The 25,549-nt window shown below is 66.7% G+C and carries 26 protein-coding genes; 19 read left to right on the top strand and 7 right to left on the bottom strand.

Features of this window, described 5'->3' with window-relative positions; translation table 11 throughout:
* Nucleotides 1-78 precede the first annotated feature (78 nt).
* On the top strand, nt 79-696 hold the full coding sequence (coq7, locus tag AC3WUT_RS12380) for a 2-polyprenyl-3-methyl-6-methoxy-1,4-benzoquinone monooxygenase (RefSeq protein WP_027478459.1): 618 nt from the start codon (nt 79-81) through the stop codon (nt 694-696).
* Nucleotides 697-715: 19 nt separating this feature from the next.
* On the opposite strand, the gene AC3WUT_RS12385 is transcribed toward coq7, so the two are convergent.
* Nucleotides 716-1,165: an OsmC family protein gene (locus AC3WUT_RS12385; RefSeq protein ID WP_492347366.1), complete on the bottom strand. Its 450-nt coding sequence runs from the start codon at nt 1,163-1,165 to the stop codon at nt 716-718.
* A gap of 305 nt (nt 1,166-1,470) precedes the next feature.
* On the opposite strand from AC3WUT_RS12385, the gene ilvA reads away from it, so the two are divergent.
* From ilvA to AC3WUT_RS12400, 3 genes are read left to right on the top strand one after another with little or no spacing between them, the layout of a single operon-like run.
* On the top strand, nt 1,471-3,030 hold the full coding sequence (gene ilvA, locus AC3WUT_RS12390) for a threonine ammonia-lyase, biosynthetic (RefSeq protein ID WP_492347367.1): 1,560 nt from the start codon (nt 1,471-1,473) through the stop codon (nt 3,028-3,030).
* Between the two features lie 22 nt (nt 3,031-3,052).
* Nucleotides 3,053-3,868 carry an adenosylcobinamide-GDP ribazoletransferase gene (locus AC3WUT_RS12395; RefSeq protein WP_492347368.1) on the top strand — a complete coding sequence of 272 codons (816 nt, stop codon included), beginning with the start codon at nt 3,053-3,055 and terminating at the stop codon, nt 3,866-3,868.
* A complete protein-coding gene (locus AC3WUT_RS12400; protein ID WP_492347369.1) occupies nt 3,865-4,458 on the top strand; it encodes a histidine phosphatase family protein in 594 nt (197 codons plus the stop codon). Before AC3WUT_RS12395 ends, AC3WUT_RS12400 begins: the two co-directional genes overlap by 4 nt.
* On the opposite strand, the gene AC3WUT_RS12405 is transcribed toward AC3WUT_RS12400, so the two are convergent.
* Nucleotides 4,445-4,909, bottom strand: a complete 465-nt coding sequence (locus AC3WUT_RS12405) for a type II secretion system protein N (protein ID WP_492347370.1) — start codon at nt 4,907-4,909, stop codon at nt 4,445-4,447. The genes AC3WUT_RS12400 and AC3WUT_RS12405 overlap by 14 nt on opposite strands.
* 72 nt (nt 4,910-4,981) lie before the next feature.
* Between AC3WUT_RS12405 and gspG the strand changes: the two genes are divergently transcribed.
* From gspG to AC3WUT_RS12475, 14 genes are all read left to right on the top strand, one after another.
* The gene (gene gspG / locus AC3WUT_RS12410; RefSeq protein WP_492347371.1) at nt 4,982-5,422 is read left to right on the top strand and encodes a type II secretion system major pseudopilin GspG; all 441 of its coding nucleotides are present in this window, start codon (nt 4,982-4,984) and stop codon (nt 5,420-5,422) included.
* Between the two features lie 40 nt (nt 5,423-5,462).
* Nucleotides 5,463-5,909, top strand: a complete 447-nt coding sequence (locus AC3WUT_RS12415) for a pilus assembly FimT family protein (protein ID WP_492347372.1) — start codon at nt 5,463-5,465, stop codon at nt 5,907-5,909.
* Complete coding sequence (gene gspI / locus AC3WUT_RS12420; protein ID WP_492347373.1) at nt 5,906-6,283, top strand: type II secretion system minor pseudopilin GspI; 378 nt, start codon at nt 5,906-5,908, stop codon at nt 6,281-6,283. The genes AC3WUT_RS12415 and gspI overlap by 4 nt, the downstream gene beginning before the upstream one ends.
* 1 nt (nt 6,284) lies before the next feature.
* The gene (locus AC3WUT_RS12425) at nt 6,285-7,001 is read left to right on the top strand and encodes a PulJ/GspJ family protein (RefSeq protein WP_492347374.1); all 717 of its coding nucleotides are present in this window, start codon (nt 6,285-6,287) and stop codon (nt 6,999-7,001) included.
* Nucleotides 6,998-7,990 (top strand): type II secretion system minor pseudopilin GspK, encoded by a 993-nt coding sequence (gene gspK, locus AC3WUT_RS12430; protein ID WP_492347375.1) that lies wholly within the window; start codon nt 6,998-7,000, stop codon nt 7,988-7,990. Before AC3WUT_RS12425 ends, gspK begins: the two co-directional genes overlap by 4 nt.
* A gap of 73 nt (nt 7,991-8,063) precedes the next feature.
* Nucleotides 8,064-9,311, top strand: a complete 1,248-nt coding sequence (gene gspL, locus AC3WUT_RS12435; RefSeq protein ID WP_492347376.1) for a type II secretion system protein GspL — start codon at nt 8,064-8,066, stop codon at nt 9,309-9,311.
* On the top strand, nt 9,308-9,865 hold the full coding sequence (locus AC3WUT_RS12440) for a type II secretion system protein M (RefSeq protein ID WP_492347377.1): 558 nt from the start codon (nt 9,308-9,310) through the stop codon (nt 9,863-9,865). Before gspL ends, AC3WUT_RS12440 begins: the two co-directional genes overlap by 4 nt.
* Before the next feature lie 18 nt (nt 9,866-9,883).
* Nucleotides 9,884-10,723: a type II secretion system protein N gene (gene gspN, locus AC3WUT_RS12445; protein ID WP_492347378.1), complete on the top strand. Its 840-nt coding sequence runs from the start codon at nt 9,884-9,886 to the stop codon at nt 10,721-10,723.
* A gap of 1 nt (nt 10,724) precedes the next feature.
* A complete protein-coding gene (gene gspD, locus AC3WUT_RS12450; RefSeq protein WP_492347379.1) occupies nt 10,725-12,938 on the top strand; it encodes a type II secretion system secretin GspD in 2,214 nt (737 codons plus the stop codon).
* An 8-nt stretch (nt 12,939-12,946) separates the two neighbouring features.
* On the top strand, nt 12,947-14,335 hold the full coding sequence (locus AC3WUT_RS12455) for a GspE/PulE family protein (RefSeq protein ID WP_492347380.1): 1,389 nt from the start codon (nt 12,947-12,949) through the stop codon (nt 14,333-14,335).
* Between the two features lie 20 nt (nt 14,336-14,355).
* Nucleotides 14,356-15,582, top strand: a complete 1,227-nt coding sequence (gspF, locus tag AC3WUT_RS12460; protein ID WP_492347381.1) for a type II secretion system inner membrane protein GspF — start codon at nt 14,356-14,358, stop codon at nt 15,580-15,582.
* Between the two features lie 9 nt (nt 15,583-15,591).
* The gene (locus tag AC3WUT_RS12465) at nt 15,592-16,500 is read left to right on the top strand and encodes a 5'-nucleotidase (RefSeq protein ID WP_492347382.1); all 909 of its coding nucleotides are present in this window, start codon (nt 15,592-15,594) and stop codon (nt 16,498-16,500) included.
* A gap of 132 nt (nt 16,501-16,632) precedes the next feature.
* Nucleotides 16,633-17,028: an EF-hand domain-containing protein gene (locus AC3WUT_RS12470; protein WP_492347383.1), complete on the top strand. Its 396-nt coding sequence runs from the start codon at nt 16,633-16,635 to the stop codon at nt 17,026-17,028.
* Nucleotides 17,029-17,074: 46 nt separating this feature from the next.
* Complete coding sequence (locus AC3WUT_RS12475; RefSeq protein WP_492347384.1) at nt 17,075-18,856, top strand: ABC transporter ATP-binding protein/permease; 1,782 nt, start codon at nt 17,075-17,077, stop codon at nt 18,854-18,856.
* A gap of 56 nt (nt 18,857-18,912) precedes the next feature.
* Here the strand turns inward: AC3WUT_RS12475 and AC3WUT_RS12480 are convergent, their stop codons facing one another.
* Both AC3WUT_RS12480 and AC3WUT_RS12485 read right to left on the bottom strand, forming a co-directional pair.
* Nucleotides 18,913-19,941: a porin gene (locus AC3WUT_RS12480; protein WP_492347385.1), complete on the bottom strand. Its 1,029-nt coding sequence runs from the start codon at nt 19,939-19,941 to the stop codon at nt 18,913-18,915.
* A 345-nt stretch (nt 19,942-20,286) separates the two neighbouring features.
* Nucleotides 20,287-22,029 carry a serine/threonine protein kinase gene (locus tag AC3WUT_RS12485; protein ID WP_492347386.1) on the bottom strand — a complete coding sequence of 581 codons (1,743 nt, stop codon included), beginning with the start codon at nt 22,027-22,029 and terminating at the stop codon, nt 20,287-20,289.
* A gap of 241 nt (nt 22,030-22,270) precedes the next feature.
* Here AC3WUT_RS12485 and AC3WUT_RS12490 point away from each other — a divergent pair, with 241 nt between their 5' ends.
* A complete protein-coding gene (locus tag AC3WUT_RS12490) occupies nt 22,271-23,197 on the top strand; it encodes a 23S rRNA (adenine(2030)-N(6))-methyltransferase RlmJ (protein ID WP_492347387.1) in 927 nt (308 codons plus the stop codon).
* A 32-nt stretch (nt 23,198-23,229) separates the two neighbouring features.
* On the opposite strand, the gene AC3WUT_RS12495 is transcribed toward AC3WUT_RS12490, so the two are convergent.
* Genes AC3WUT_RS12495 through AC3WUT_RS12505 form a run of 3 tightly spaced genes read right to left on the bottom strand, consistent with a single transcriptional unit; the run spans nt 23,230 to nt 25,449 of the window.
* Nucleotides 23,230-23,772 carry a septal ring lytic transglycosylase RlpA family protein gene (locus tag AC3WUT_RS12495; protein ID WP_492347388.1) on the bottom strand — a complete coding sequence of 181 codons (543 nt, stop codon included), beginning with the start codon at nt 23,770-23,772 and terminating at the stop codon, nt 23,230-23,232.
* A gap of 4 nt (nt 23,773-23,776) precedes the next feature.
* Complete coding sequence (gene metF, locus AC3WUT_RS12500) at nt 23,777-24,664, bottom strand: methylenetetrahydrofolate reductase [NAD(P)H] (RefSeq protein ID WP_492347389.1); 888 nt, start codon at nt 24,662-24,664, stop codon at nt 23,777-23,779.
* Nucleotides 24,661-25,449, bottom strand: a complete 789-nt coding sequence (locus AC3WUT_RS12505) for a TlyA family RNA methyltransferase (protein WP_492347390.1) — start codon at nt 25,447-25,449, stop codon at nt 24,661-24,663. The genes metF and AC3WUT_RS12505 overlap by 4 nt, the downstream gene beginning before the upstream one ends.
* Between the last annotated feature and the right edge of the window lie 100 nt (nt 25,450-25,549).

The following is a 25,549-nucleotide window of genomic DNA, read 5'->3' on the forward strand; positions in this document are numbered from 1 at the left end:
ATCCCCCAACGGACTAAACTTCAAGCCCGATTTGCCGACAACACTGGAACGGACTGACATCTCAGCCCGACACTAGCCATGGATCGCTTCCTCAGCACCGCTGATGCGGTATTGCGCACGCTGTACGCCAAACATCACAGCGCGACCCCCCACCCGGCCCGTGCAGAGGACCGCAGCCCTGAACGCCCGGAGGACAAGGCGCTGTCTGCCGCCCTGATGCGGGTGAATCATGTCGGAGAGGTCTGCGCCCAGGCCCTTTACACGGCCCAGGCAGCGTCCACACGCAACCCTGCACTGAAGGCCCATTTCGAGCGCGCAGCTCACGAAGAAACCGACCACTTGGCCTGGACGCGACAGCGCCTTGACGAGTTGGGCGACCGGGTGAGTATTCTGAATCCGCTCTGGTATGCCGGCGCTTTCACCCTGGGCCTGGTGGCCGGACGCATCAGTGATGCAGTCAGCCTGGGTTTCGTGGTTGAAACCGAAAAACAGGTGGCAGAACACCTGCAAAGTCACCTGGACCGCCTGCCCGCAGATGACGAAGCCTCACGCGCCATCGTGGCGCAGATGAAGGTGGATGAAGAGCGCCACGCCCACGAGGCCCAAATGGCAGGCGCAGTGGAACTGCCGCCGCCAGCGAAAGCACTGATGCGCCTGGCCGCCAAGGTGATGACCCGCACCGCCCACTACATCTGAGCGGCTGCAGCGCCTGGGCTCAGACCTCGACGAGGTCGAACCCGGTGGTGATTTCGGCCGTCTTGCCCAGCATGATGCTGGCCGAGCAGTATTTGTCGTGGCTCATGGCGATGGCGCGCTCGATCGCAGCCGACGGAATGCCTCGCCCGGTCACTGTGAACTGCATGTGGATCTTGGTGAACACCTTGGGATCAGTGTCGGCGCGCTCGCTGCTGAGCTTGACCGAACACCCCCGCACATCGTGACGTCCCCGCTTGAGGATCAGCACCACGTCGTAAGCCGTGCACCCCCCCGTGCCCGCTAGCACCATTTCCATGGGCCGAGGGGCCAGGTTCTGGCCCCCGTTTTCAGGCTTGGCAGCATCTGGCGCGCCATCCATCATCACCGCGTGACCGCTGCCGGTTTCCGCCACAAAGCCCATGCCCGAACGCGTGCCTGCCGCGCCAGTCCAACTCACTGTGCATTCCATGCCATCACCTCATCAAATCAGCTAATAGTGGATCAATCTCGCTACTAGTTCTGAGCCAGCAGCAAGTTGATACAAATTCCTTGTTGCATCGCAACAAATTATCGCTACACTTCCTACATCGCGTAACGAACTCTGTTCTTCACGCACCGATTGTCTCCTCCACCTCCTCCTTTGGTGGATTTAGCCCCGAGTCTCACGACTCGGGGCTTTTTTCTTGGTGCCCTATGATCTGGGCCCGCCCGGGGCTTTCCTGACGTCTGATGCGGCCAGTCTGAGGCCCCGCGCGATCTACACTCTTTAGCGCAATGACCGTCAAAGCACTCAAACCGGCCGATTACCTCAAAAAAATCCTCACCGCACGCGTCTATGACGTGGCCGTCGAGTCCGCGCTGGAGCCCGCGCGCAACCTCAGCAAGCGTTTGCACAACACCGTGCTGCTCAAGCGAGAAGACCAGCAGCCGGTCTTCAGCTTCAAGCTGCGCGGGGCCTACAACAAGATGGCCCACCTCACGCCCGAGCAACTCAAGCGCGGTGTGATTTGCGCCTCTGCGGGCAACCATGCCCAAGGCGTGGCGATGAGCGCTCGCAAACTGGGCACCCGGGCCGTGATTGTGATGCCCACCACCACCCCTCAACTCAAGATCGACGCCGTGCGCGGTCTGGGCGGCGAAGTGGTTTTGTTCGGCGACAGCTACTCCGATGCCTACGGCCACTCCGTCGAACTGGAGAAGAAGCAGGGCCTCACCTTCGTCCACCCTTTTGACGATCCCGACGTGATCGCTGGCCAGGGCACCATCGCGATGGAGATCCTGCGCCAGTTGCAAGGGCTGGGCTCGCGGCGCCTGGATGCGGTGTTCGTGGCCATCGGCGGTGGCGGCCTGATCTCGGGCGTGGCCAACTACATCAAGGCGGTGCGCCCCGAGATCAAGGTGATCGGCGTTCAGATGAACGATTCAGACGCCATGATGCAGTCGGTGAGCGCCAAGAAACGCGTCACGTTGCCTGACGTGGGCCTGTTCTCGGATGGCACGGCCGTCAAACTGGTCGGCGAAGAGACCTACCGCGTGGCCAAGAGCCTGGTGGACGACTACATCGCCGTCGACACCGACGCCGTGTGCGCCGCCATCAAGGACATCTTCGTCGACACCCGCAGCATTGTCGAACCGGCCGGCGCCCTGGCCGTGGCCGCGATCAAGCAGTACGTCGCCACCCACAAGACCAAGGGCGAGACCTACGCCGCCATCCTTTGCGGCGCCAACATGAACTTCGACCGCCTGCGCTTCGTGGCCGAGCGAGCCGAAGTGGGTGAGGAGCGCGAGGCCCTGTTCGCCGTCACCATCCCCGAAGAACGCGGCAGCTTCCGCCGCTTCTGCGAAACCGTGGGCAACCTGCCGGGCGGCCCGCGCAATGTCACCGAATTCAACTACCGCATCAGCGACTCGGCCCGTGCCCACGTGTTTGTGGGCCTGACCACCACCGGCCCGGGCGAATCGACCAAGATTGCCAAGAACTTCAAAAAGCAGGGTTTTGAAGCCCTGGACCTGACGCACGACGAACTGGCCAAGGAGCACATCCGCCACATGGTGGGCGGCCACTCGGCCCTGGCGCAGGATGAACGCCTGCTGCGCTTCGTGTTCCCCGAGCGCCCGGGCGCGCTGCTGAAGTTCCTGAGCCTCATGAAGCCCAACTGGAACATCAGCCTGTTCCACTACCGCAACCAGGGCGCCGACTATGGCCGCATTCTGGTCGGCCTGCAGGTGCCTGCGGCCGATCACAAGGCGTTCGACCGCTTCCTGGCCAGCCTGGGCTACCCCTGCATCGAGGAAACCCAGAACCCGGTCTACCGCATGTTCCTGCAGCAATGACGATGCTGGCACGGCACCCGGTATGAAGGGATTGCGCCACTGGCTGCTGGCCGTCCAGTTCTTCACCCGCATTCCGGTCACGGGCCGGTTGGCCAACTGGGTGGGCTACAGCCCGGCCATGCTGCGCGCCAGCGCAGCCCATTTTCCGTCCATCGGCTGGTTGGCGGCCGGCTTGGCTGCAGCCGTCTGGTGGGCCCTGAGCAGCGTGTTGGGCGCCCAGGCCGGCACCCCGCTGGTGGCCGCCGTGGGCGCCACCCTGGCCACCATCCTGATGACCGGCGGCTTCCACGAAGATGGTCTGGCCGATGTCGCCGACGGCCTGGGCGGCAGCTACGACCGGGAGCGGGCCCTGGACATCATGAAAGACTCGCGCGTTGGGGCCTTCGGTGCCATGGCGCTGCAACTGGCCCTGCTGGCCAAGGTGGCCCTGCTGGCCTGGCTGGGGCACTCCGGCCTGGCCAACACCCTCGCCGCCCTGCTGCTGGGGCATGTGCTGTCACGCTTCTGGCCCCTGATCCTGGTGCGCCGACTGCCCCATGTGGGTGACACCGCCCGATCCAAAAGCAAACCGCTGGCCGATCAGATCAGCGCCGGCGCTCTGGGAGTGGCCGGACTGTGGTGTCTGCCCCCCTTGGCCTTGTGCGCCTGGGCTTTCGGCCCGGTGTTCGTGGGGGCCGCCCTGCTGGGCAGTATGCTGGCGCTGGGCTGGATGTGGCGCCTGTTCGCCCGCCGCCTGCAAGGCTTTACCGGCGACTGCCTGGGCGCCACGCAGCAGGTGTGTGAACTGGCCTGCTACCTGGCGCTGGCCTGCACCCTGGCGCAGCCCAGCCTGACATGAAGCTCTGGCTGGTGCGCCACGCCCGCCCCATGGCAGCCGACCCGCTGTGTTACGGTCGACTCGACGTCGAGGTCGACCCGGCCCAGACCGCTGAGTTGGCCATCAACCTGGCTCGCCAACTGCCACCGGGAGCCCATTTGCGCGTATCGCCGCGGCAAAGATGCGAAAAGCTGGCGCAACAACTGTGCAAAGCCCGCCCGGATCTGATAGCCCGCACCGACCTCGACCTGGCCGAGATGGACTTTGGCTCGTGGGAAGGGCAGCGCTGGGACACCCTGGGCGCCCCCGCGCTCGATGCCTGGGTGCAAGACTTCGGCCACCACCGGCCAGGCGGTGGGGAAAGCGTCAACGACGTGATGCGCCGGGTGGCCCAGGCTTTGCACAACACCCGAGCCCAAACCGCTGCCAGCGGTCATGCCGTCTGGCTCACCCACGCCGGGGTGATCCGGGCCGTGCACCTGCTGCGCCAGGGCATCCAGACGCTGCACGAAGCCCGGGATTGGCCCAGCCACAGCATCGGCTACGGCCAGATCGAATGCCTGGATCTGGGCCCACCCGGCCCAGCGCAGAGGCCGTTCAGGGCTTCTTGAGCGCCGGCAACTCCAGCGTCAGCGTGGGTTCGGCATCGCGTGAAGGGCCCAGCAAGGCACGCCGACGCTCCACCGCCAGCAGCACCACACCGTCTTCCAGCGCCGTGCCCACCCGGTAGGGATGGGCAGGCTTGCCGTCCACCGAAATCAGGGCCGCGCCCCATTGATGACCATCTGCCACCACGCCGATCAGGCTCAGGCGACTGGCCAGGGCGGGGGCCCCGGGCAGCGCGGCAGCGGGCCCCTGGGTGGCACCAAGGAAACGCGCCACCGCGGCCGGGTCAGCCTCCAGGGCGGCCCCGGCCGCCACCTCGACCGAGGGCACCGGCGCCGGTTGCGCGAGCCGCAGGCCCCAGAACACGGCCGATGCCGCGGCAAGCGCCCAGACTGTAAAGGACGAGCTGCGGATCACCCAGCGCTGTGCCGGGGACAAGGTCGAAGATGTCATCATGTGCGGATTATGATTCAAGCGATTTCAAGTTCAGCTCTTCCAGACCTATCCGCTTTTTTGCCCACTTCGCCCATGAACCGCCCCCTCCATCACCTTCGCCGTCGCGTCCAGGCCGGCTTCACCCTCATTGAACTGATGGTCGTGCTGGTCATCATCGGCGTGCTGGCCGCCCTGATCGTGCCCAACGTGCTGGACCGGGCCGATGACGCCCGCGCCACCGCCGCGCGCACCGACGTGAACAACCTGGTCCAGGCCCTCAAGCTGTACCGCCTGGACAACCAGCGCTACCCCACCGCGGAACAAGGCCTGCGTGCCCTGATCGCCCGCCCCACCACCGCCCCGGTGCCCCCCAACTGGAAGCCTTACCTCGAAAAGCTGCCCAACGACCCCTGGGGCCGTCCTTACCAGTACCTGAACCCGGGCATCAAGGGCGAGATTGACGTGATGTCCTTTGGCGCCGATGGCCAATCCGGCGGCGAGGGCAAAGACGCCGACATCGGCAGTTGGCAGTGAACACCGCCAGGGCGCCCCAGCGCTCTTGCAGACCGCCCCCATGAACACCCTGGCAACCGCGCCGCGCACGCCACGGGGCTTCACGCTGATCGAGTTGCTGATCGTCATCAGCATCATGGCCCTGGCCAGTGCCGGCGTGGCCATGGCCCTGCGCGACAACAGCCAGACCCAGCTGGAGCGCGAAGCCCAGCGCCTGGCGGCCCTGCTGGACACCGCCCGGGCACGCTCGCGCGCCAGCGGCGTGGCCGTCCAGTGGGTGACCACCCCCCAAGGCTTCACCTTCACCGGTCTGCCTGAGGGTTCGATGCCGCAGCAATGGCTGTCGCCCAACACCCAGGCCTTGCCCACACCCTTGCGCCTGAACCTGGGCCCCGAACCCGTGATCGGCCCCCAGCAGCTCACCCTGGTCAACAGCGAAGCCCCCGGACGCAGCCTGCGCCTGGCCACCGACGGTCTGCGCCCCTTCACCGTCGGCAGCGAACCATGACCCGCCGCCAACGCCCCTGCCGCCCCCAGGGCTTCACCCTGATCGAAGTGATGGTGGCCCTGAGCATCGTGGCCATCGCCTTGCTGGCGGGTGCGCAGGCCAGTTCGGCCCTGACACGCAACGCCAGTCGCCAGGTCGACACCCTGCTGGGCCACCTGTGCGCCGAAAACGAATTGGTGAAAACACGCCTGTCGCGCCAGATGCCCAGCGTGGGCGACAGCGACCTGAACTGCGAACAGGGCGGCCGCGCCCTGCCCGTGCATGTGACGGTGCGCGCCACCCCCAACCCAAGTTTCCGCCGCGTCGACGTGCAGACCTTCAACGAAGACGGCCAACCGGTGGTCCGACTTTCCACCGTGGTCGGACGCTATTGAGATGAAACACCCCCAGAACCGCTCACGGGGCTTCACCCTGGTCGAGCTGCTCATCGCGCTATCGGTGATGGCCATGATGGCCGTGCTGAGCTGGCAGGGCCTGGACGGCATGATGCGCACCCTGCGCCAGACCGACCAGCACAGCGAACAGACCCTGGCCCTGCAGTCGGGTCTGGGCCAGTGGCAAGCCGACCTGGAGGCCCTGGTCGATCTGCCCGACATCACCGCCATCGACTGGGACGGGCGGGTGCTGCGCCTCACCCGCCAGGGCCCGCCCAATCAACCCGAGGCCACCCTTGTGGTCGGCTGGACCCTGCGCAACCCCGGCGCCAACGGCCAATGGCTGCGCTGGCAGTCGCCGCCGCTCAGCACCCGGGGCGATTGGCAGAACGCCTGGCAGATGGCCGCCCTCTGGGGCCAGAACCCCGACCAGACCCAGCGCCAACGCGAGGTGCTCATCACCCCCGCCAACGACTGGCAGATCTTCTATTACCGCCAGGACGCCTGGACCAACCCGATGTCCAGTGATGCCAGCAACAACCCGGGCGGCAACGCTGGCCCCCCTCCCGCCCCCGATGGCAAGACAGCTGACGGCAAAGCCGACAACAAGCTGCCCCAGGGTGTGCGCCTGCTCATCACCCTGCCCCCCGGTCAGGCCGTGTCCGGGCGCATCACGCGCGATTGGGTGCGCCCCATCCTGGGCGGAGACAAGTCATGAGCCTGCGCCACCGCCCCACCCAGTGCCCTGGCCCCCTTGCGGCGCAGCAGCGCGGCGCCGCCCTGCTGGCCGCCATGCTCACCGTCACCCTGGTGGCCACCCTGGCCGCCGGAGCGCTGTGGCAGCAATGGCGTGCTGTCGAGGTGGAAAGCGCCGAACGCGCCCGCGTGCAATCCAGCTGGATCCTGACCGGCGCCCTCGACTGGTCGCGCCTGATCCTGCGCGAAGACGCCCGCAGCGGCGGCCCCGATACCTTGTCAGAACCCTGGGCCATTCCCCTGCAAGAGGCCCGGCTTTCCAGCTTTCTGGCCGCCGACCAGAGCAACACGGCCAGTGACGACAAAGACCTCAGCGAGGCCTTTCTGTCGGGCGCCATCACCGACCAGCAAGGCCGCCTCAACCTGCAGAACCTGATCAACAACAAGCAACTCAGCGAATCGGCCCACCGGGCCACCAGCAAGCTGTTTGACCTGCTGGGCCTGCCCGAATCCCAACTCACCACCCTGGAGCAGAACCTGCTGCTGGCACAAAAAGCCCAGGACACCAGCGCCCCCCTGCCGGCCCAGCGGCTCGACCAATTGCTGACCTACGGCCTCAGCGCCAACACCCTGGCCCGCCTGCGCCCGTATGTCACCCTGTTGCCCGAGCGCACGCCGGTCAACCTCAACACCGCCCCCGCCGAGGTGATCTACGCCAGCGTACGCACCCTGGACATGGCCACCGCCCAACGCCTGGTCACGCAACGAACCCGCACCCCGTTCAAAGCCATCAGCGATGCGGGCGCCCTGATGGGCGACGCCGCCAGCCAACTCAGCGAAGCTGAGCACAGCATCAGCAGCCGCTATTTCGAGGTGCTGGGCCGCCTGCGCCTGGGCGACACCCGGGTGCAAGAGCGCTCTCTGGTGCGCCGCACCAACATGGAAGTTCAAACCCTGTGGCGCGAACGCGGCCAATTCGATACCGTGGCGCCCAACCCGACGCCGCCCTGAGCCCCCGAATGGCCCAAGCGGCTGCCGCCGAACCTTCACATCTCCTCTCTACAATGGGCCGCCACAATCTCCCATGAGCACCCTGATCGTCTACCTGCCCGATGGCGCCCCTGGCGCCAGCACCGAATGGGCCTACCTTCTCACGCCCGATGGCCGCACCGTGTTGCAGCAAGGCACGGCCACGGCTGCCCTGCTGCCGCAACCCACGCGGCCGGTCGAGGTGGTGGCCGTGGTGCCGTTGCAACAGCTCTCCTGGCAGCCCGTCGACCTGCCCCGTGGCACCGGTCCGGGCAGTGCGCGCCTTCAGGCCGTGCTGGAGGGCCTGCTGGAAGAACGTTTGCTGGATGAGCCCAACCAGTTGCATCTGGCGCTGGGCCCGGTGCCCGAAGCCGGTCGTCCGCAATGGGTGGCCGTGTGCAATCGGGCCTGGTTGAGCGCAGCCCTGCAAGCCCTGGAAGCCGCGGGTCGCAGCGTGACCCGCATCGTCCCCGAACTCTGGCCCGCCGCCCACGCCGAGGCCCAACCGGTTCTGCGCGCCGTGCAGGCGAGCAACCCCGACGAACAAGGCCCCCGCTGGGTACTGACCGGGCGGGATGCCACCAGCCCCGTCCTCAGTTGGCCCCTGCACGAGCACAACGAGAACCCCTTGCTCGACCTGCCGACGCTGCCCGAAGGCACCCGGCTGTGCGCCGAGCCGGCGCTGGCCCAGGCGGCCGAGGCACTGCTGGGCCAGGCCGTGAGCCTGGAGCCACCAGCCACCCGCTGGCTTGAGGCGGCCGCCGGCCCCTGGGAACTGGCCCAGCAAAGCTTTGCCAGCACCCAGCGCAACCGACTCACCCGCCAGGGGGTGCGTGCCCTGCAGGCGGTCTGGCAGGCCCCCGCCTGGCGCCCGGTGCGCTGGGGCGTGGCCGCACTGCTGTTGGCCCAGTTGGCTGGCCTGAACGCCTGGGCCTGGAAGGAAAGCCAGAACCTGCGCCAGCGTGAAGCCGACATCCGCCAGACCCTGACCCGCACCTTCCCATCGGTCACCGTGGTGGTCGATGCCCCGGTCCAGATGGCCCGCGAGGTCAGCGCCTTGCGCCAGGCTGCGGGCCAGGCCGCCGGCAACGACTTTGAAACCCTGATGGGCGCCCTGGCGCTGGCCCTGCCCCCCGGGCGCCAGGCCAGCCACATCGACTACGCCAATGGCGAGTTGCGCCTGCGCGGCCTCAACCTGAGTGCTGAAGAAACCGAGCAGACCCGTGAACGCCTGCGCCAACGTGGCTACGGTGGCCAGCCAGAAGGCGAACAATGGATCGTCCGCCAGGAGGCCCGCCCATGACCCCCCAAGCCCTGCAAAAAGCCCTGCAGCAACGCTGGCAGACCCTGGCCGCACGCGAGCGCCAGGCGCTGCTGCTGGCAACCCTGGTGCTGGCCCTGGCCCTGTTCTGGTGGGTGGGACTGGCCCCGGCCCTGCGCACCCTGCGCAGCACCGAAACCCGTCAGCACGCGCTGGACGCCCAATGGCAGCAGATGCAAAGCCTGCAAAGCCAGGCCCGCGAGCTGCAGCAGCAAACCCGGCTGTCGCGCCAGGAGGCCCTGCAAGCCCTGGAGGCCAGCGTGCGCCAGCGCCTGGGCGCGGGCGGCCAGCTCACGATGCAGGGCGAACGCGCCACCCTGGTGCTCAAGGCCGTGCCCGCCACCGCCTTGGCGCAATGGCTGAGCCAGGCCCGGGCCAACGCCCGCGTGTTGCCTGCCGAGGTGCGCCTGAGCCGCAGCAACGCCGCCCCCGGTGGCAACCCCAACAATCCGGGCGCCTCCGCCGGCCGGCCGGCCCCTGCGGTGGCCGAGCCCGCCTGGGATGGCAGCCTGGTGCTGGCACTGCCCCCGGCCTGAGGGGCCGCGTCCGTTCCCATGCGCCTGCGCCCCCTTCTGTCGCCCCCCTCTGCCCACCCCCGTCGGGCCCAGGCTCCGGCGCGCCCACGCTCGCCGGGCCGGCGTTGGGCCTGGGCAGGCGCCCTGTGCGGCGCGCTGCTCAGTGCCGTGCTGGGTGCTCCGGCCCGCTGGCTGGCGGATACCGTGCAACAACTCAGCCATGATCAGGTCCAGCTGCTGCTGCCCCGCGGCACGGTCTGGAACGGCTCGGCCCAACTGGTGCTGACGGGCGGCAGCGACAGCCAGGACCGCAGCACCCTGCCGGGGCGTCTGCAATGGCAGCTTCAGCCCTCGCTGCAAGGGCTGGGCGTGAGCCTGAGCCTGCCGTGCTGCACCGAGCCCGCCCTGCAGATCCGGCTCAGCCCCAACTGGGCTGGCGCCACCGTGCAGGTGCAAGATCACCACTCGCACTGGCCGGCCGCCTTGCTCAACGGCCTGGGCACCCCATTCAACACCCTGCAGGTGCAAGGTCGGCTGGAGCTGGCCAGCCAGGGCCTGCAGCTGCAATGGATCGCAGGGCGCGCCCACCTCGACGGCCAGTTGCAGGTCGAGGCCCGCGATGTGTCCTCACGCCTGTCCACCCTCAAGCCGATGGGCAGCTACCGCGTGACCCTGCAAGGCGGCGACAGCCCCACCCTGCAGCTGAAAACACTGGAAGGCAGCCTGCTGCTCGAAGGCCAAGGGCAATGGGTGGGCTCGCGCCTGCGCTTTGAAGGCGCGGCCCAGGCGGCCCCCGAGCACGAAGCGGCGCTGGACAATCTGCTGAACATCATCGGGCGGCGCCGCGGCGCGCGCTCCATCATCACCTTGGGCTCTTGACATGACACACCCGACCCGCACCGTCGTTCGACTGGCCTGCCTCTCGCTGGCCACCAGCATCTTGCTGGGCGCCGTGCCCGCCGTGGCGCAAAACGCGGCCTCGCCCAAACCCGGCGAGCCCGTGACCCTGAACTTCACCAACGCCGAGATCGAAGGCGTGGCCCGTACCCTGGGCGTGATCACCGGGCGCAACCTGGTGATCGACCCCCGCGTCAAGGGCACCCTGACCCTGACCAGCGAGAAGCCCGTCTCGCCCGCCGTGGCCTGGGCCCAATTCTTGGCCACGCTGCGCCTGCAGGGCTTCACCGTGGTCGAGGCCAGCGGCCTGTACAAGGTGGTGCCCGAGGCCGAGGCCAAACTGCAGGGTGGTCCGGTCACCGTCTCCAGCAGCGAGACCGACAAGCGCAGCCCGGCCGGCAGCCAGATCGTGACCCAGATCTTCCGGCTCAATTACGAGACCGCGAACAACCTGGTGCCCGTGCTGCGTCCCCTGATCAGCCCGAACAACACCATCAACGTCAACCCGGGCAACAACTCGGTCATCATCACCGACTACGCCGACAACCTGCAGCGCCTGGCCCGCATCATCGCCTCGATGGACGTGCCCAACGCCAGCGATGTGGACGTGATCCCGCTGCGCCACGCGCTGGCCAGCGATCTGGTGGTGCTGGTCAACCGCCTGATCGACCCGGGCAGCGGTGCCGCAGGCGCAGCCGCCCAGGGCCAGGCCGACACCTCGTTCAAGACCACGCTGCTGGCCGAGCCGCGCAGCAACAGCCTGATCCTGCGCGCGGCCAACCCGGCCCGGGCGGCGCTGGTGCGCTCACTGGTCGCCAAGCTGGACCAGCCCAATGCCAGCGGTGGCCCCTCGGGCAACATCCACGTGGTCTACCTGAAAAACGCCGATGCCACCAAGCTGGCCACCACCCTGCGCGCCGCCCTGGTGGCCGCCAATGGGAGCGCCGGCAGCGCCAGCACGCTGACCGGCAGCACGGGCACCCCTCTGTCCAGCAGCAACCTGAGCACGCCAGGCACCACCACTGGCAGCACGACCACGGGCAGCACCAGTGGCCTGGGCAGCGGTGTTTCCAGCAGCTTCGGCAACAGCGCGCAACCCTCCACCGGCGGGCAGATCCAGGCCGATCCGGCCACCAACTCGCTGATCATCTCGGCCCCCGAGCCGCAGTACCGGCAACTGCGCGAGGTCATCGACCGCCTCGACGGCCGCCGTGCCCAGGTGCTGGTGGAAAGCCTGATCGTCGAAGTCAACGCCAACAAGGTGGCCCAGTTCGGGGTGCAATGGCAGGGCCTGCTGGGCAGTGCCGGCGGCACCGTGGGCCTGCTGGGCACCAACTCCAGCGCCGCAGGCGCCAACATTCTGAGCCTATCCACCAGCACCCTGGGCACGGTGCTGCCGGGCAACGGCTTTAACTTCGGCATCGGCAGCAAGATCAACGGTCAGTACGTGCTGGGCTTTCTGGCCCAGTTCCTGGAGAACAACGGCGACGGCAACGTGCTCTCCACCCCCAACCTGCTGACCCTGGACAACGAAGAAGCCAAGATCGTGATCGGCCAGAACGTACCGTTCGTGACCGGCACCTACACCAGCACCAACAACAGCACCAGCACCGTCAACCCGTTCCAGACCGTGGAGCGCAAGGACGTGGGCCTGACGCTGCGGGTGAAGCCGCAGATCAGCGAGAACGGCACGGTCAAGATGGCCATCTACCAGGAGGTGTCCAGCATCGACGCCTCCACCAAGAAAGACACCAACGGCCCCACCACCAACAAACGCTCCATCGAATCAAATGTGCTGGTGGACGACGGCTCCATCGTGGTGCTGGGCGGTCTGATGCAGGACGAATACTCCGGCTCGGCCGACAAGGTCCCCCTGATGGGCGACCTGCCCGTGGTGGGCAACCTGTTCAAGAGTGAGAACCGCACGCGCAAAAAGACCAATCTGATGGTCTTCCTGCGCCCGGTGGTGGTGCGCGACGCGGCCGATGCCGACGCCATCACCGCCGGTCGCTACGACACCCTGCGGGGGGTGCAGCAGACCGTGCAGCCCACACCCAACGCCATGCTGCCCAGCGTGACGGGGGCGCCGGTGCTGCCGGCCCTGCCCACCAAGGAGGCCTCAAAGGACGCCACCAAGGACGGCGCGCACTCCGCACCCGCCGCCAGCGACGCAGCCACCCCCGACAAAAAGCCCTGACCCCCGCCATGCGCTACCCCTTGCCCTACGCCTTTGCGCGCACCTTCCAATTGCTGCTGGAGGACGACGGCCAACGCTGCACCCTGGTGCGCTCCGGCAACTCCGATGAGGCCGCCTGCACCGAGGTCATGCGGCGCCATGCCGTGCACGCCCTGCAGCCACTGGAGGCCCACGCGCTGGCCCAGCGCATCTCGGCAGCCTATGCCCAAGGCGAATCGAGTGCGGCCAGCGTGGTCAGCGAGGTGGAGTCCGATGCCGACCTGTCGCGCATCATGCAAGAGCTGCCTGCGGTGGAAGACCTGCTGGAGACCTCAGACGACGCCCCCATCATCCGCATGCTCAATGCCTTGCTGACCCAGGCCGCGCGTGACGGCGCCAGCGACATCCACATCGAGCCCTACGAGCGCCACTCCAGCGTGCGCTTCCGGGTGGACGGCACGCTGCGCGAGGTGGTCACGCCCAACCGGGCGCTGCACGCCGCCCTGATCTCACGCCTGAAGATCATGGCCGACCTCGACATCTCGGAAAAACGCCTGCCGCAAGACGGCCGCATCAGCCTGCGCCTGGGCACCCGCGCCATCGACGTGCGCGTGTCCACCCTGCCCAGCGCGCACGGCGAGCGCGCCGTGCTGCGTCTGCTCGACAAGAGTGAAAGCAAGCTCAGCCTCGAATCCGTGGGCATGCAGGGCGAAGTTCTGGCGCGCTTCGAGAAGCTGATCGGCCAGCCGCACGGCATCATCCTGGTCACCGGGCCCACGGGTTCGGGCAAGACCACCACGCTGTACGCCGGCCTGCAGCGCCTGGACGCCACGCAGAGCAACATCATGACGGTGGAAGACCCCATCGAGTACGAACTGGCCGGCGTGGGCCAGACCCAGGTCAACGCCAAGATCGACCTGACCTTTGCCAAGGCCTTGCGTGCCATCCTGCGGCAAGACCCGGACGTGATCATGATCGGCGAAATCCGCGACTTCGAAACCGCCCAGATCGCCATCCAGGCCTCACTCACGGGCCACCTGGTGCTGGCCACCCTGCACACCAACGACGCCGCCAGCGCCATCACCCGCCTGACCGACATGGGGGTCGAGCCCTTCCTGCTGTCGTCCTCGCTGCTGGGCGTGCTGGCCCAGCGCCTGGTGCGCAAGTACTGCAGCCACTGCCATGGCGCCGGCTGCGAGCACTGCGGCCACACCGGCTATGCCGGCCGCACCGGCGTGTTCGAACTGCTGGTGACCGACGAGGCCATCCGCGCCCAGATCCACGGCCAGGCGGCCGAAGCCGACATCCGCGCCAGCGCCCTGGCCTCGGGCATGACGCTGATGCGCGACGACGGCGAACGCCTGATCGCCGCCGGCATCACCTCGCGCGAAGAGGTGTTGCGGGTGACACGGGATTGAGTTGAGCAGGACCTCCGCCCATGCCCGCCTATTCCTTCGAAGCCGTCGACCCCCAAGGCCAGCCCCGCAAAGGCGTGATCGAGGCCGACACGGCCCGTGCCGCCCGCAGCCAGCTGCGCGCCCAATCGCTGGTGCCGCTGTCGGTCGAGCCCGTCAAGGGCAGCCAGGCCGATGCCGACGGCGTGCACCGCCGCGGCCTGTTCGGCCAACGCGTGTTCAGCGCCACCACCCTGGCCATCTGGACGCGCCAGCTGGCCGGCCTGGTCAGCTCGGGCCTGCCGCTGGAGCGGGCCCTGACCGCGATGGCCGACGAGGCCGACAGCGAGTCACAACACCACCTGGTGGCCAGCCTGCGCGCCGAGGTCAATGCCGGCGCCTCGTTCGCCCGCGCCCTGGCGCAGCACCCGGGCGAGTTCTCGGACATCTTCACCGCCGTGATCGCGGCCGGCGAGCAAAGCGGCCATCTGGGCATGGTGCTGGAACGGCTGGCCGACGACCTGGAAGAACGCCAGGCCCTGCGCGGCAAGCTGATCGGCGCGGCCCTGTACCCGGCCATCGTCACCTGTGTAGCGGTGGTCATCGTGCTGTTCCTGGTGGGCTATGTGGTGCCGCAGGTGGCCAATGTGTTTGCCGGCACCAAGCGCGCCCTGCCCTTGCTGACCCAGATCATGCTGGGGGTGAGCGAGCTGGTGCGCCACTGGGGCTGGCTGATCGGACTGATGCTGGTGTTGCTGGGCGGGCTGACGCGTTACCTGCTCACGATCGATGCCTGGCGCCTGCGCTTTGATGCCGCCTGGCTGGGCCTGCCCCTGGTGGGCAAGCTCAGCCGCGGCTACAACGCGGCGCGCTTTGCCAGCACCTTGGCCATGCTGGCCGCCGCTGGCGTGCCCATCCTGCGTGCCTTGCAGGCCGCCGCCGAGACCGTGTCCAACCGCGCCATGCGGGCCGACGCCCTGGACGCCCTGGTGCTGGTGCGCGAAGGGGCGCCCCTGGGCTCGGCCCTGGCGCAGAAAAAGCGCTTTCCGGGTCTGGTGGCCATGTTTGCCCGGCTGGGCGAGCAGACCGGGCAGCTGCCGGTGATGTTGCAACGCGCCGCGGTGCAGCTTTCGACCGAAGTGCAGCGCCGTGCCATGCAACTGGCCACCATCCTCGAGCCCTTGCTGATCGTGGGCATGGGCCTGATGGTGATGCTGATCGTGCTGGCCGTGCTGATGCCTATCATCCAGCTCAACCAATTCGTGAAGTGAGGATTCGGTATGCCGGTTTCACTGGAAGGGCAATTGGTGGTGGCGATTTCGTCACGGGCGCTGTTCGACTTCGAGGAAGAGAACCGGATTTTTGAGCAGGGCGATGACCAGGCCTACATGCGGCTGCAGCTGGAGCGGCTGGAGCTGCCCGCCCGGCCGGGGGTCGCGTTTTCGCTGGTGCAGAAGCTGCTGGCCTTCAACCAACCGGGGCACCAGTTGGTCGAGGTGGTGATGCTGTCGCGCAATGACCCGGTCAGCGGCATGCGGATCTTCCGCTCGGCACAGGCCGGGGGCATCCCGATGCAGCGCGGGGTGTTCACCCAGGGGCGTGATCCGTTCCGCTACCTTCGGCCCTTGGGGGCGCACCTGTTCCTGTCGGCCAACGAGAGCGATGTGCGCCAGGCGCTGGCCATGGGCTTCCCGGCGGCGCGGGTGCTGACCGAGTCGGTGCAGGCCAGCAACAGCCACCCGAGCGAGGTGCGCATCGCCTTCGACGGCGACGCAGTGCTGTTCTCGGACGAGGCCGAACGCGTCTACCAGAGCCAGGGGCTGGATGCCTTTCAACAGCACGAACGCAGCAAGGCCGGCCACCCGCTGCCCGATGGCCCGTTCAAGCCCCTGCTGGCCGCACTGCATCACCTGCAGCAGGCGGGCACAGCCCACATGCGCATCCGCACGGCCCTGGTCACAGCCCGCAGCGCCCCAGCCCACGAGCGCGCGATCCGCACGCTGATGGACTGGAACATCGCGGTGGACGAGGCCATGTTCCTGGGTGGGCTCGAAAAAGGCGGCTTTCTGCGCGAGTTCGAGCCCGACTTCTTCTTTGATGACCAGACCGGCCACGTCAACTCGGCGGCCCGCCATGTGCCCGCAGGCCATGTCAACAGCGGGGTCTCCAACCCACCGCCCGCGGCCTGAGCAACGCCCCCCTCTGCGGTGAAGCCTTTGTAAAGGCAGCGTAACACTGCGAAAAACTGCCCGCCAGGGCCTGCCCTCAGGCGTTGAAGTCTTGGCCCTGTGCCACCATCTGTCCCCGACGAAAGGATCAGCATGAGCTCTACTGACCGTTTGCGCGCTTTGGCCGCAGCTTTGAAAACCCCCTGGGCCCCCGCTTGCCTGGGCTTGTTGTTGTGCCTGGGCCCGCTGGGCGCCAGCGCTGAAACCACCCCGGGCGCCACAGCCCAGCCCTCGGACGAACAGCCCAGCGAGGGCGAAGCCCTGGCGGCACGCCAGTTCCGCATGCTCGACTTCAATGGTGACGGCTACCTGTCGCGCGGCGAAGTGGCCCTGTTCCCCAAGCTGTCCAAGGCCTTTGACGCCGCCGACGCCAACCACGATGGCAAGGTGAGTTTCGAGGAGATCCGAGCCTATGCGCGCGAAGTCCGCGCCCAAAAGGACAAGGCAGAAGCCAGCAGCAAGGCCGACGCCAACGCCGCCAAGCCCTGACCCCCTCCCCAAGCCGGTTCTGCCCCGCTCTGCACAGATCAGCCCCATGTTCCTCCAGCAACTGAAGTCTTTCAGTACCGTCACTGCCCGTGTCTGGGCCCTGTCCCTGCCGTATTTCAAGTCTGAGGAGCGCTGGAAGGCACGCGGCCTGCTGGCGGCGATCGTGGGCCTGAACCTGGCCGCCGTGTACATGCTGGTGCTGATCAACGACTGGAACCGGGTCTTCTACGACGCGCTGCAGAACAAGCAGGCCGACGTGTTCTGGCAGCAACTGGGGCGTTTTGCCTTGCTGGCGGCGGTGTACATCGTCATCGCGGTCTACAAGTTCTACCTCACCCAATGGCTGGAACTGCAGTGGCGCCGCTGGATGACGCGGCATTACCTGCAGCGCTGGCTCAGCCAGCACCTGTTCTACCGCCTGGAACTGAGCCGCTTTGCCCGCGCCCAGGCCCAAGGGGCCGCCTCGCCCGACAACCCCGATCAGCGCATCCAGGAGGACGTCAACCTGTTCACCTCGGCGTCGATCTCGCTCAGCATGGGCCTGCTCAATGCGGTGGTCACGCTGGCCAGCTTTGTGGGCATTCTGTGGGGGCTGTCGGGCAGTTTCGGGTTCTCTTGGCAGGGCAGCGACTACAGCATCCCGGGCTTCATGGTCTGGATGGCCGTGCTCTATTGCGTGGCCGGCAGCGTCGCCACCCACTACATCGGCCGACCCCTGATCGCCTTGAACTTCGGGCAACAAAAGCTGGAGGCCGACTTCCGCAGCCACATGGGGCGGGTGCGAGAGTACAGCGAATCCATCGCACTGGACCGGGGCGCCGCGGTCGAAAACCAGCAACTGGACCTGCGCTTCTCGCACGTTCTGCGCAACACCCTGGACCTGATGCGGGCCCAGAAACGCCTGATCTGGTTCACCACCTTCTTCGGCCAGGCCGCCATGGTGTTTCCCTTCATCGTGGCAGCGCCGCGTTTCTTCAGCGGCGCCATCCAGTTGGGCGAGTTGATGCAGATCGCCTCGGCCTTTGACCGGGTTCAGGGCTCACTGAGTTGGCTGGTCGACAACTACGACGCCCTGGCCGGGTGGCGCGCCACCACCGAACGCCTGGCCAGCTTTGAAGAAAATCTGAATGCCCTGCAAGCCTCTCCTGACGGGCTGAACACCCACCCCGGCGATGCGCTGCGCATCGACCAACTGAGCCTGTCCTTGCCTGACGGGACCCCGCTGCTGGCCCCCAGTTCAGCCCGGATCTCGGGCGGCGAACAGGTGCTGATTCAGGGCCCTTCGGGCAGCGGCAAGTCCTCGCTGTTCCGCGCTCTGGCCGGTTTGTGGCCTTATGCCCAGGGCTCGATCACCCAGCCGGCGGATGTGATGTTCATCCCCCAGAAGCCCTATCTGCCCAACGGTCGCCTGCGCGAAGCCCTGGCCTACCCCGAATCGCCCAGCCGGTACGACGACGCCCAACTGCATGAGGCCCTGGAGCAGGCCCTGTTGCCGCACCTGAAAGAGGCCCTGGAGCAGGAAGACGCCTGGGGACAGAAACTCTCCGGCGGCGAGCAACAGCGGCTGGCCCTGGCCCGGGTCTTCCTGAAACAGCCCGCCTGGGTGATGGCCGACGAGGCCACCAGCGCCCTGGACGAGGCCAGCGAAGGGCTGATCTATCAACGCCTGCGCGCACTCACCCAAAAGCGGGGCGGGGGCCTGGTGTCGATCGCGCACCGGCCGGCGCTGGCCGCTTTTCATCAACGCCGCTGGCAACTGGAGCCGCTGCCGGGGCCAGGCCGGGCATTCCGGCTGGTGAGTGATTCGGGCAGCCTGAGCACCCCATAAAAAAACGCAGCCCGGAGGCTGCGTTGAATTTGGAAGAAACTCGCTCGCTCAAACCATCAGAAAGAATGACGGATACCGACGCCGAAGCTGTTGCCAGTCGACTTGGCGGTGATCTTGTCGTTCATGTACACCGCATAGACGTCAGTGCGCTTGGACAGGAAGTAGTCGTAGCCAAAGCTGGCGGTCTTGCGCGATGCGCCACCGTCGATCTTGGTCTGCGCATAGGCCGCCAGGAACTTGCCGGCACCCACCGGAGCGGAAGCGCCGATGGAGGTCGTCTTGGCCTTGGGGGTCAGGTCATTGTTGGCCTGGCCATAGGTCAGGAAGGCCTTGGCCACCGAGAAGTCATACGAGCCACCCAGCATCCAATCGGTCTTGGTGTTGAGCGGAGAGAAGGTGGTGACGGTGGGATTGGTCAGCTGATCACGTTCGTAGAAGGCGGTCAGAGCCAGAGGGCCGTTGAAGTACAGGGCGTTGGCGCCGACGTTCTTCTTGCCCGAGTTGCCACCCGTGTCAGCCAGGTTGCTGAACTGGTAGTGCACATTGCCCGACAGACCACCGAACTTGGGTGTGCTGTAGATGATTTCGTTGGACCAACCCGTGTCCGACGGCGTGGTGGCCGTCCAGCCCGTGCCATTGAACAAGCCCACGTTGGCGTGCAACACCAGCGGCGAGAAGGTGAAGGAATCACCGAAGGGGTTGAAGATGACGGTGGGCAGGAAGTTGGGCGCCAGACCGCGACCAATGGTGACGGCACCAAAATCGCCCGACAGGCCCAGGTTGGCGTCACGCGAGAAGAAGTTGTCGCCCGAGAAACGGCCCGGGGTGCCCGAGTTGATGCGCATGAAAGAGGTCAGCGCAAAGTTGGCCTTGAGGCCACCGCCCAGGTCCTCGGTGCCCTTGAAACCGACCCATGAGGTGGTCATGCCACCACTGCCCACCTGCTTGGTGGCAGCAGAATCACCAGCCATGCGGATGGAACCTGCAAAGCCGTCCATCAGGCCCATGACCTGAACCGAGCTTTGCGCCTGCGCGCCACCGGCCACAGCCGCCAGCGCCAACATCGACAGAAGAGATTTTTTCAAGTTTTTCTCCAGAGGTTTAAAAAACAGCACGCCATGAAAATCAAACAGACCCGGTGCAAGCCGGGCATCCCCGAGCGACCGCAGCGGCTCCATGCTCCCCCGCTCGGTGGCCTGCCTGGGCCACCTGACGATCGCAATCCCAGGGATGAGGTCTGTTGACACTCCGTTGTCAGCACACGAATGAAACAGACCGTTTCAATTTAGTGACAAGCAATTGGCGGGCCATCCTGAAGGTCAGATAGTGACCATATGAAAACCGTTACACCCACTTGAACGGCTTTCAGCTAGGAACTGTATCCAAGTTCGGGCCCGCTTCAGGTCCCGAACGACCGCCGGCAGGCGGCGCTACAGCGTGTCAGGGCGCCGCGCACGCTCTTGCATGCCACGGCGATAGTCCACGCAGGCCTGGGTCTCGGTGTTCTGTGGCTTGGCACATTCGCGGTGCATGCACAGCGTGCGCAGTAAAATACCCACGTCAGCACACAACGCCGCACCATTTTGGTGATTTTTATCACCTGCAACGTCGGCCGGAGGAGGCGCGGCGGCACTGGCCGCCGGTCGCGGGATGGGGTCGGGACGCCGATGACGTGCCACGGCTTGCGGAATGGAGGGGGCCGGGGCCGGGGTCGCTCGAGCTGGTGCCTGTGGCACCGGCGCGGCGGCAGGCGCCGGCACCGGCACCGGAGGCGGCACGGCCTCTGGCGCGGGTAACACCGCTTGAGCTGTCTGCTTCGGTGCAGTCTCAGTGAAGATGGCTTCCGTCGCTCGGGCCGGGTTTTGCCACCAGCGCCAGCCGACCCCACCGACCAGCATCAAGGCCACGACCATCAGCGCCCAAACCAGGCGCGCCGACCGAACACCTGTTGGCCGAGCATCGGCCTTGGGCTCTGACGCCAGCGACAAATCCACCGTCGCATCAGACCACACGGGTGCGCCGACGACGGCTCCTTGCTCGGGCACAGCGGCGCGGCGAAGGCCTGGCGAGGCGCTCTCCAGGTCCACCGTCGCCTCGATTTCCGCCCCCCGCTCGGGCCACGGCTGGGTGGCCGCATCGGGCTCGGTTCGCGCCGACACGCCATGGGCCTGGGCCGCAGGCAGCCAAAGGTCGCCGAGTTCGGCGCGCCAGTCAAAACGGCTCAGGTTCTCGTCATCAGGCCTCAGTTGCATGCACTCCGCCAGGACTCGGGTGCTGGCAGGTCGCCGCTCGGGTCTGATTTCGAGCGCCTGCCCCAAGCCGTCCAGAAAAGGGGCCGAATAGCGCAGACCGAATTCGGTGGTCAACACGCGGGCCACTTCGTGGAAGGGCTGCATGCGGTCCTTGATGATGCGGAAGGTGGCCGGCGTCGGCGCCTGGCCACACAGGCAGTCATACACCACGGCCGCCAGAGAATACAGGTCGGACCAGGGCCCGGGTTGCATGTCTTCGGTGTCTGCATACTGCTCGATCGGGGCGTAATGCACCTTGAGGATGGCCGTATGCTGATGCCCCCGACCGGCCAGGGCGCGACGCGCAGCCCCCAGGTCAAGCAGCACAGGCGGGCCGATGTCCTGCAGGAAGATATTGTCGGGCGACACATCACGGTGCAGGGTCTGGTGCTCATGCAAGCACTGCAAAGCCCCCAGCAGCCCTCCGATCACCTTGCGCAACCAGGCTTCGGGCGGCGGCCCCCGCATCTGGGTGCGCGCCTGCTGCAGGGTCATGCCCTGGTACAGCGGCATCACCATGTAGGCCGTGCCGTGGGTCTCCCAGAAGCGGAACACCTTGACCAGCGACGGGTGGTCGAACGAGGCCAGCAAACGCGCCTCGTTCAAAAAACCCTGCAGCCCGCGTTGGAAAGCCGCGGCCTCATGAGGCGAACGCAGCGCCACCGACAGGCCCGGCCCCCGCCCGACCAGGGCACCCGGCAGGTACTCCTTGATGGCCACCGAGCGCTGCAAAGAGCGGTCAAAAGCCTTGTAGACCAGCCCAAAACCACCGACGCCCAACAACCCCTCGATGTCGAACTCGGCCAGCCGCGTCCCCACCGGCAGGGCGTCGGCATGGCTGGGTGCCTGAGCGGCGCGTTCGGGCAGGACGGGAGAGGACATGGCAGGGAAGGGGCTGGGCGAGGCGCACACCGCACACAAGAGGGCGGCATGCTCCCTGCGTGGTCTGCGGCATTCACGAACATGCTCGCACCGCCAATTGTCCTTAATTTGACCGACGAACGGCTAAAACGGTCAAATTTCGCGCCGATCGTCGAAATTTTGAGCTTGGATTTTTCGGATACCCGGTGCGAAGGCGCGGATCAAGCCCCTGTTCCGGGTCGGGGCCGTTACCATTGGCGCCATGTTCAGTTACCGCCACGCCTTCCATGCGGGCAACCACGCCGATGTGCTCAAGCACACCGTGCTGGTGTCCGCGCTCCAATACATGACCGAGAAAGACGCGGCCCTGACGGTGATCGACACCCATGGGGGCGCGGGCCTTTACAGACTGGACGGTGATTACGCCAGCACCAGCGGAGAAGCCGATACCGGCATCCGCTGCCTTGTCGACGGCCCCTTCTCGGCCCAAAACACAGCCCTGGCTGTGAAGCAGCCCCCAGCCAAGCCGGCAGCGGATGCCGCCGCCAAACCCCTCACGCCGGCACTGCAAAGCTATCTGGACCAGATCCGCTCCTTCAACAGCGGCAACTCGCTCAAGGTGTACCCGGGCTCGCCCTTCATCATCCAGCGCCTGTTGCGCAGCCATGACCGCCTGAAGGTGTTTGAGCTGCACCCCACGGATGCCCGCTCGCTGGACGGCAACATCGCCCAGCTGGAAGCCGGCCGCCAGGTGGCAGTGCTGCGCGAAGACGGATTTGAGGGCGTGAAGAAGTTCCTGCCGCCGCCGGCACGGCGCGCCCTGCTCCTGTGCGATCCCAGCTACGAGATCAAGACCGACTACCTGCGGGTGCAGGATCTGATGGCCGATTGCCTGAAGCGTTTTGCCACCGGCACCTATGCGGTCTGGTACCCGATCATCCCGCGCCCCGAGGCTCACGATCTGCCCAAGCGCCTGAAGACCATGGCCAACAAAGCTGGCAAAGCCTGGCTTCACGCCACACTGACCGTGAAATCCGGCAAGGCCGGCACCGGACTGCCGGCCAGCGGCATGTTCCTGATCAACCCGCCGTTCACGCTCAAGGCCATTCTCAAAGAGGCCCTGCCGCAGATGGTGGAGCTGATGGGACAAGACCGCGGCGCGGGCTTCACGCTGGACAGCGGGGGCTGACACCCCGCGCTCCACCGGGAGCCTGCAAGGCCTCAGTTGCCGCAGGGCAGGCCGGTCACCACCGGCAGCGACAAGGCCACTTCCTTGATGCCCACGCCCATCAAGTCGAGGGCCACGGCGGCGGCGCGGCTCACGTCGATGATGCGTCCCATGGTATGGGGCCCCCGATCATTGATGCGCACCAGCACCTCCTTGCCGTTGTTGAGGTTGCGCACACACACCCGGGTGCCGAAGGGCAAGGTGCGGTGTGCCGCGGTCATGGCGTTCATGTTGAAGCGCTCGCCACTGGCCGTGCGGCGGCGGTGCAACTCGATGCCATACCACGATGCGCCACCGCGCTCGAAGTACACCTCGTCAGGCGCCATCAAGGTGCTCAAGGGATCACCGGGTGGCTCCTCCTCGTCCTCAGCGGCCTTCTCAGCCCCACGGCCCATTTCACCGCCCAATTGATCGAGGCGGCCGGCCAGCGGCAACTCAACACCGGCAAAGCCGGGTTGGGCGGCCCAGGCAGGCCAGGGGTGAGCGACCAGCGCCACCACCAGCCACAGCACCCACAGCCAACAAGGCACCGCCATGGGTTCAGGGTGCCGCAGGGGCCACATCTGCCTTCAGGCCCAGGCGATCCAGCAAGGCCAGGGTACTGACACTCTGGTTCATGGTGTAGAAGTGCAGCGCCGGCGCGCCCCCCTGCCGCAGTTGCTCGCACAGTCGGGTGACGACGTCCAGGCCAAAAGCCTTGATTGACTCCACATCGTCGCCAAAACCTTGCAGGCGCAGCCGGATCCAACGCGGAATCTCGGCGCCGCAGGCGTCCGAAAAGCGCATCAGCTGGGTCGAACTGGTGATGGGCATGATGCCCGGCACCACCGGCACTTGCAGGCCCAGCTTGCGGCTGTCTTCGACAAAGCGAAAGTAGGCATCGGGGCTGTAGAAGTATTGGGTGATGGCCGAATCGGCACCGGCGCGCACCTTGGCGGCATAGGCCTGCAGGTCGGCCTCAGGCGAGCGGGCCTGGGGGTGTACCTCAGGGTAGGCGGCCACTTCGATGTGGAAGTCGTGCCCGGTCTCCGCGCGGATGAAGGCCACCAGGTCGCTGGCGTATTGAAACTCGCCACCGGCGCCATAGCCACTGGGCAGATCCCCCCGCAGCGCCACCAGGCGCTTCACGCCCATGGCCTTCAGGGTGCCGAGCTGCTCGCGTACGGACGCGCGCGTGGCACCGATGCACGAGAAGTGCGAGGCGGCGCTGCAGCCTTCAGACAAGATCTCGCGCACCGTGGCGAAGGTGCCCTCTTGTGTGGAACCACCCGCGCCGTAGGTGACCGAGCAGAACTCGGGACGCCGACTGTAGAGCGCCTGGCGCACGTTGCGCAGCTTGGCGGCCCCCTCGGGCGTCTTGGGTGGGAAGAACTCGAAACTGACGGGCAGCAGAGCCGAGCCTGCTGCGCGGGATATGGACGCGCTCATGCCGCCCTCCTTGAGTGAATGAAGAATTCGCGGTTGCCATCGCCGCCGCTGATCGGGCTGTCGAACCAGGCCAGCACCTGCAGCCCCAGTTCCTGGCAGGCATCACGCAACCGCTTCTCGACCACGCCGAACAAGGCCGGCTCGCGCACGATACCGCCTTTGCCGACCTGGCCGGGTTGCAGCTCGAACTGCGGCTTGACCAGCATGAGCAAGTCGCCGCCCACGCCCAACATGGGCATCAGCGCCGGCAACACCAGGGTCAGCGAGATGAAAGACAAGTCGCCCGTGATGAAATCGAACTGGCCATCAAACGGGCCGCGCGGGCTCTCCAGCCCCTCGCAATGCTCCATCAGCTCCAGCGTGGTCAAGTGGCGTGCGTTGACCTGCTCGATGCAGGTGACGCGCTCGTCGAAACGCAGGCGTTCATACAACTGGCCCTGCCCCACATCCACGCCCACCACATGGGCAGCGCCGGCCTGGAGCAGGCAATCGGTGAAGCCACCGGTGGACTGTCCCACGTCCAGGCACAGCTTGTCCGCCACCGACAGGCCCGTGGCTTGCAGGGCCCCTTCCAGCTTCAGACCGCCGCGTGACACGTAACGCGCCTCGGCGGCATCGACCAGTTCGATCAGCGCACTGTCGGGCAACTCCTGGCCGTTCTTCAACACCGCCACCCAAGGCGAGGCCTCGCTGGGGCGCCATTGAACGCCTGCCGCGATGAGGCGCGAGGCCTGCGACCGGGACACAGCCAGGCCGCGCTCCACCAACAACTGATCAGCTCGCATGAAATCCTTAAAAATGAAACACCTTGGGCCCAAGAACCTGCCCGCCCCGCCGGGCCCGACCAAGGCGATGCCGCCGCCCAGGCAAGAGCCGGGGTCTGGC

The organism is Curvibacter sp. EU05-FHT14A10 (genome assembly GCF_058791075.1).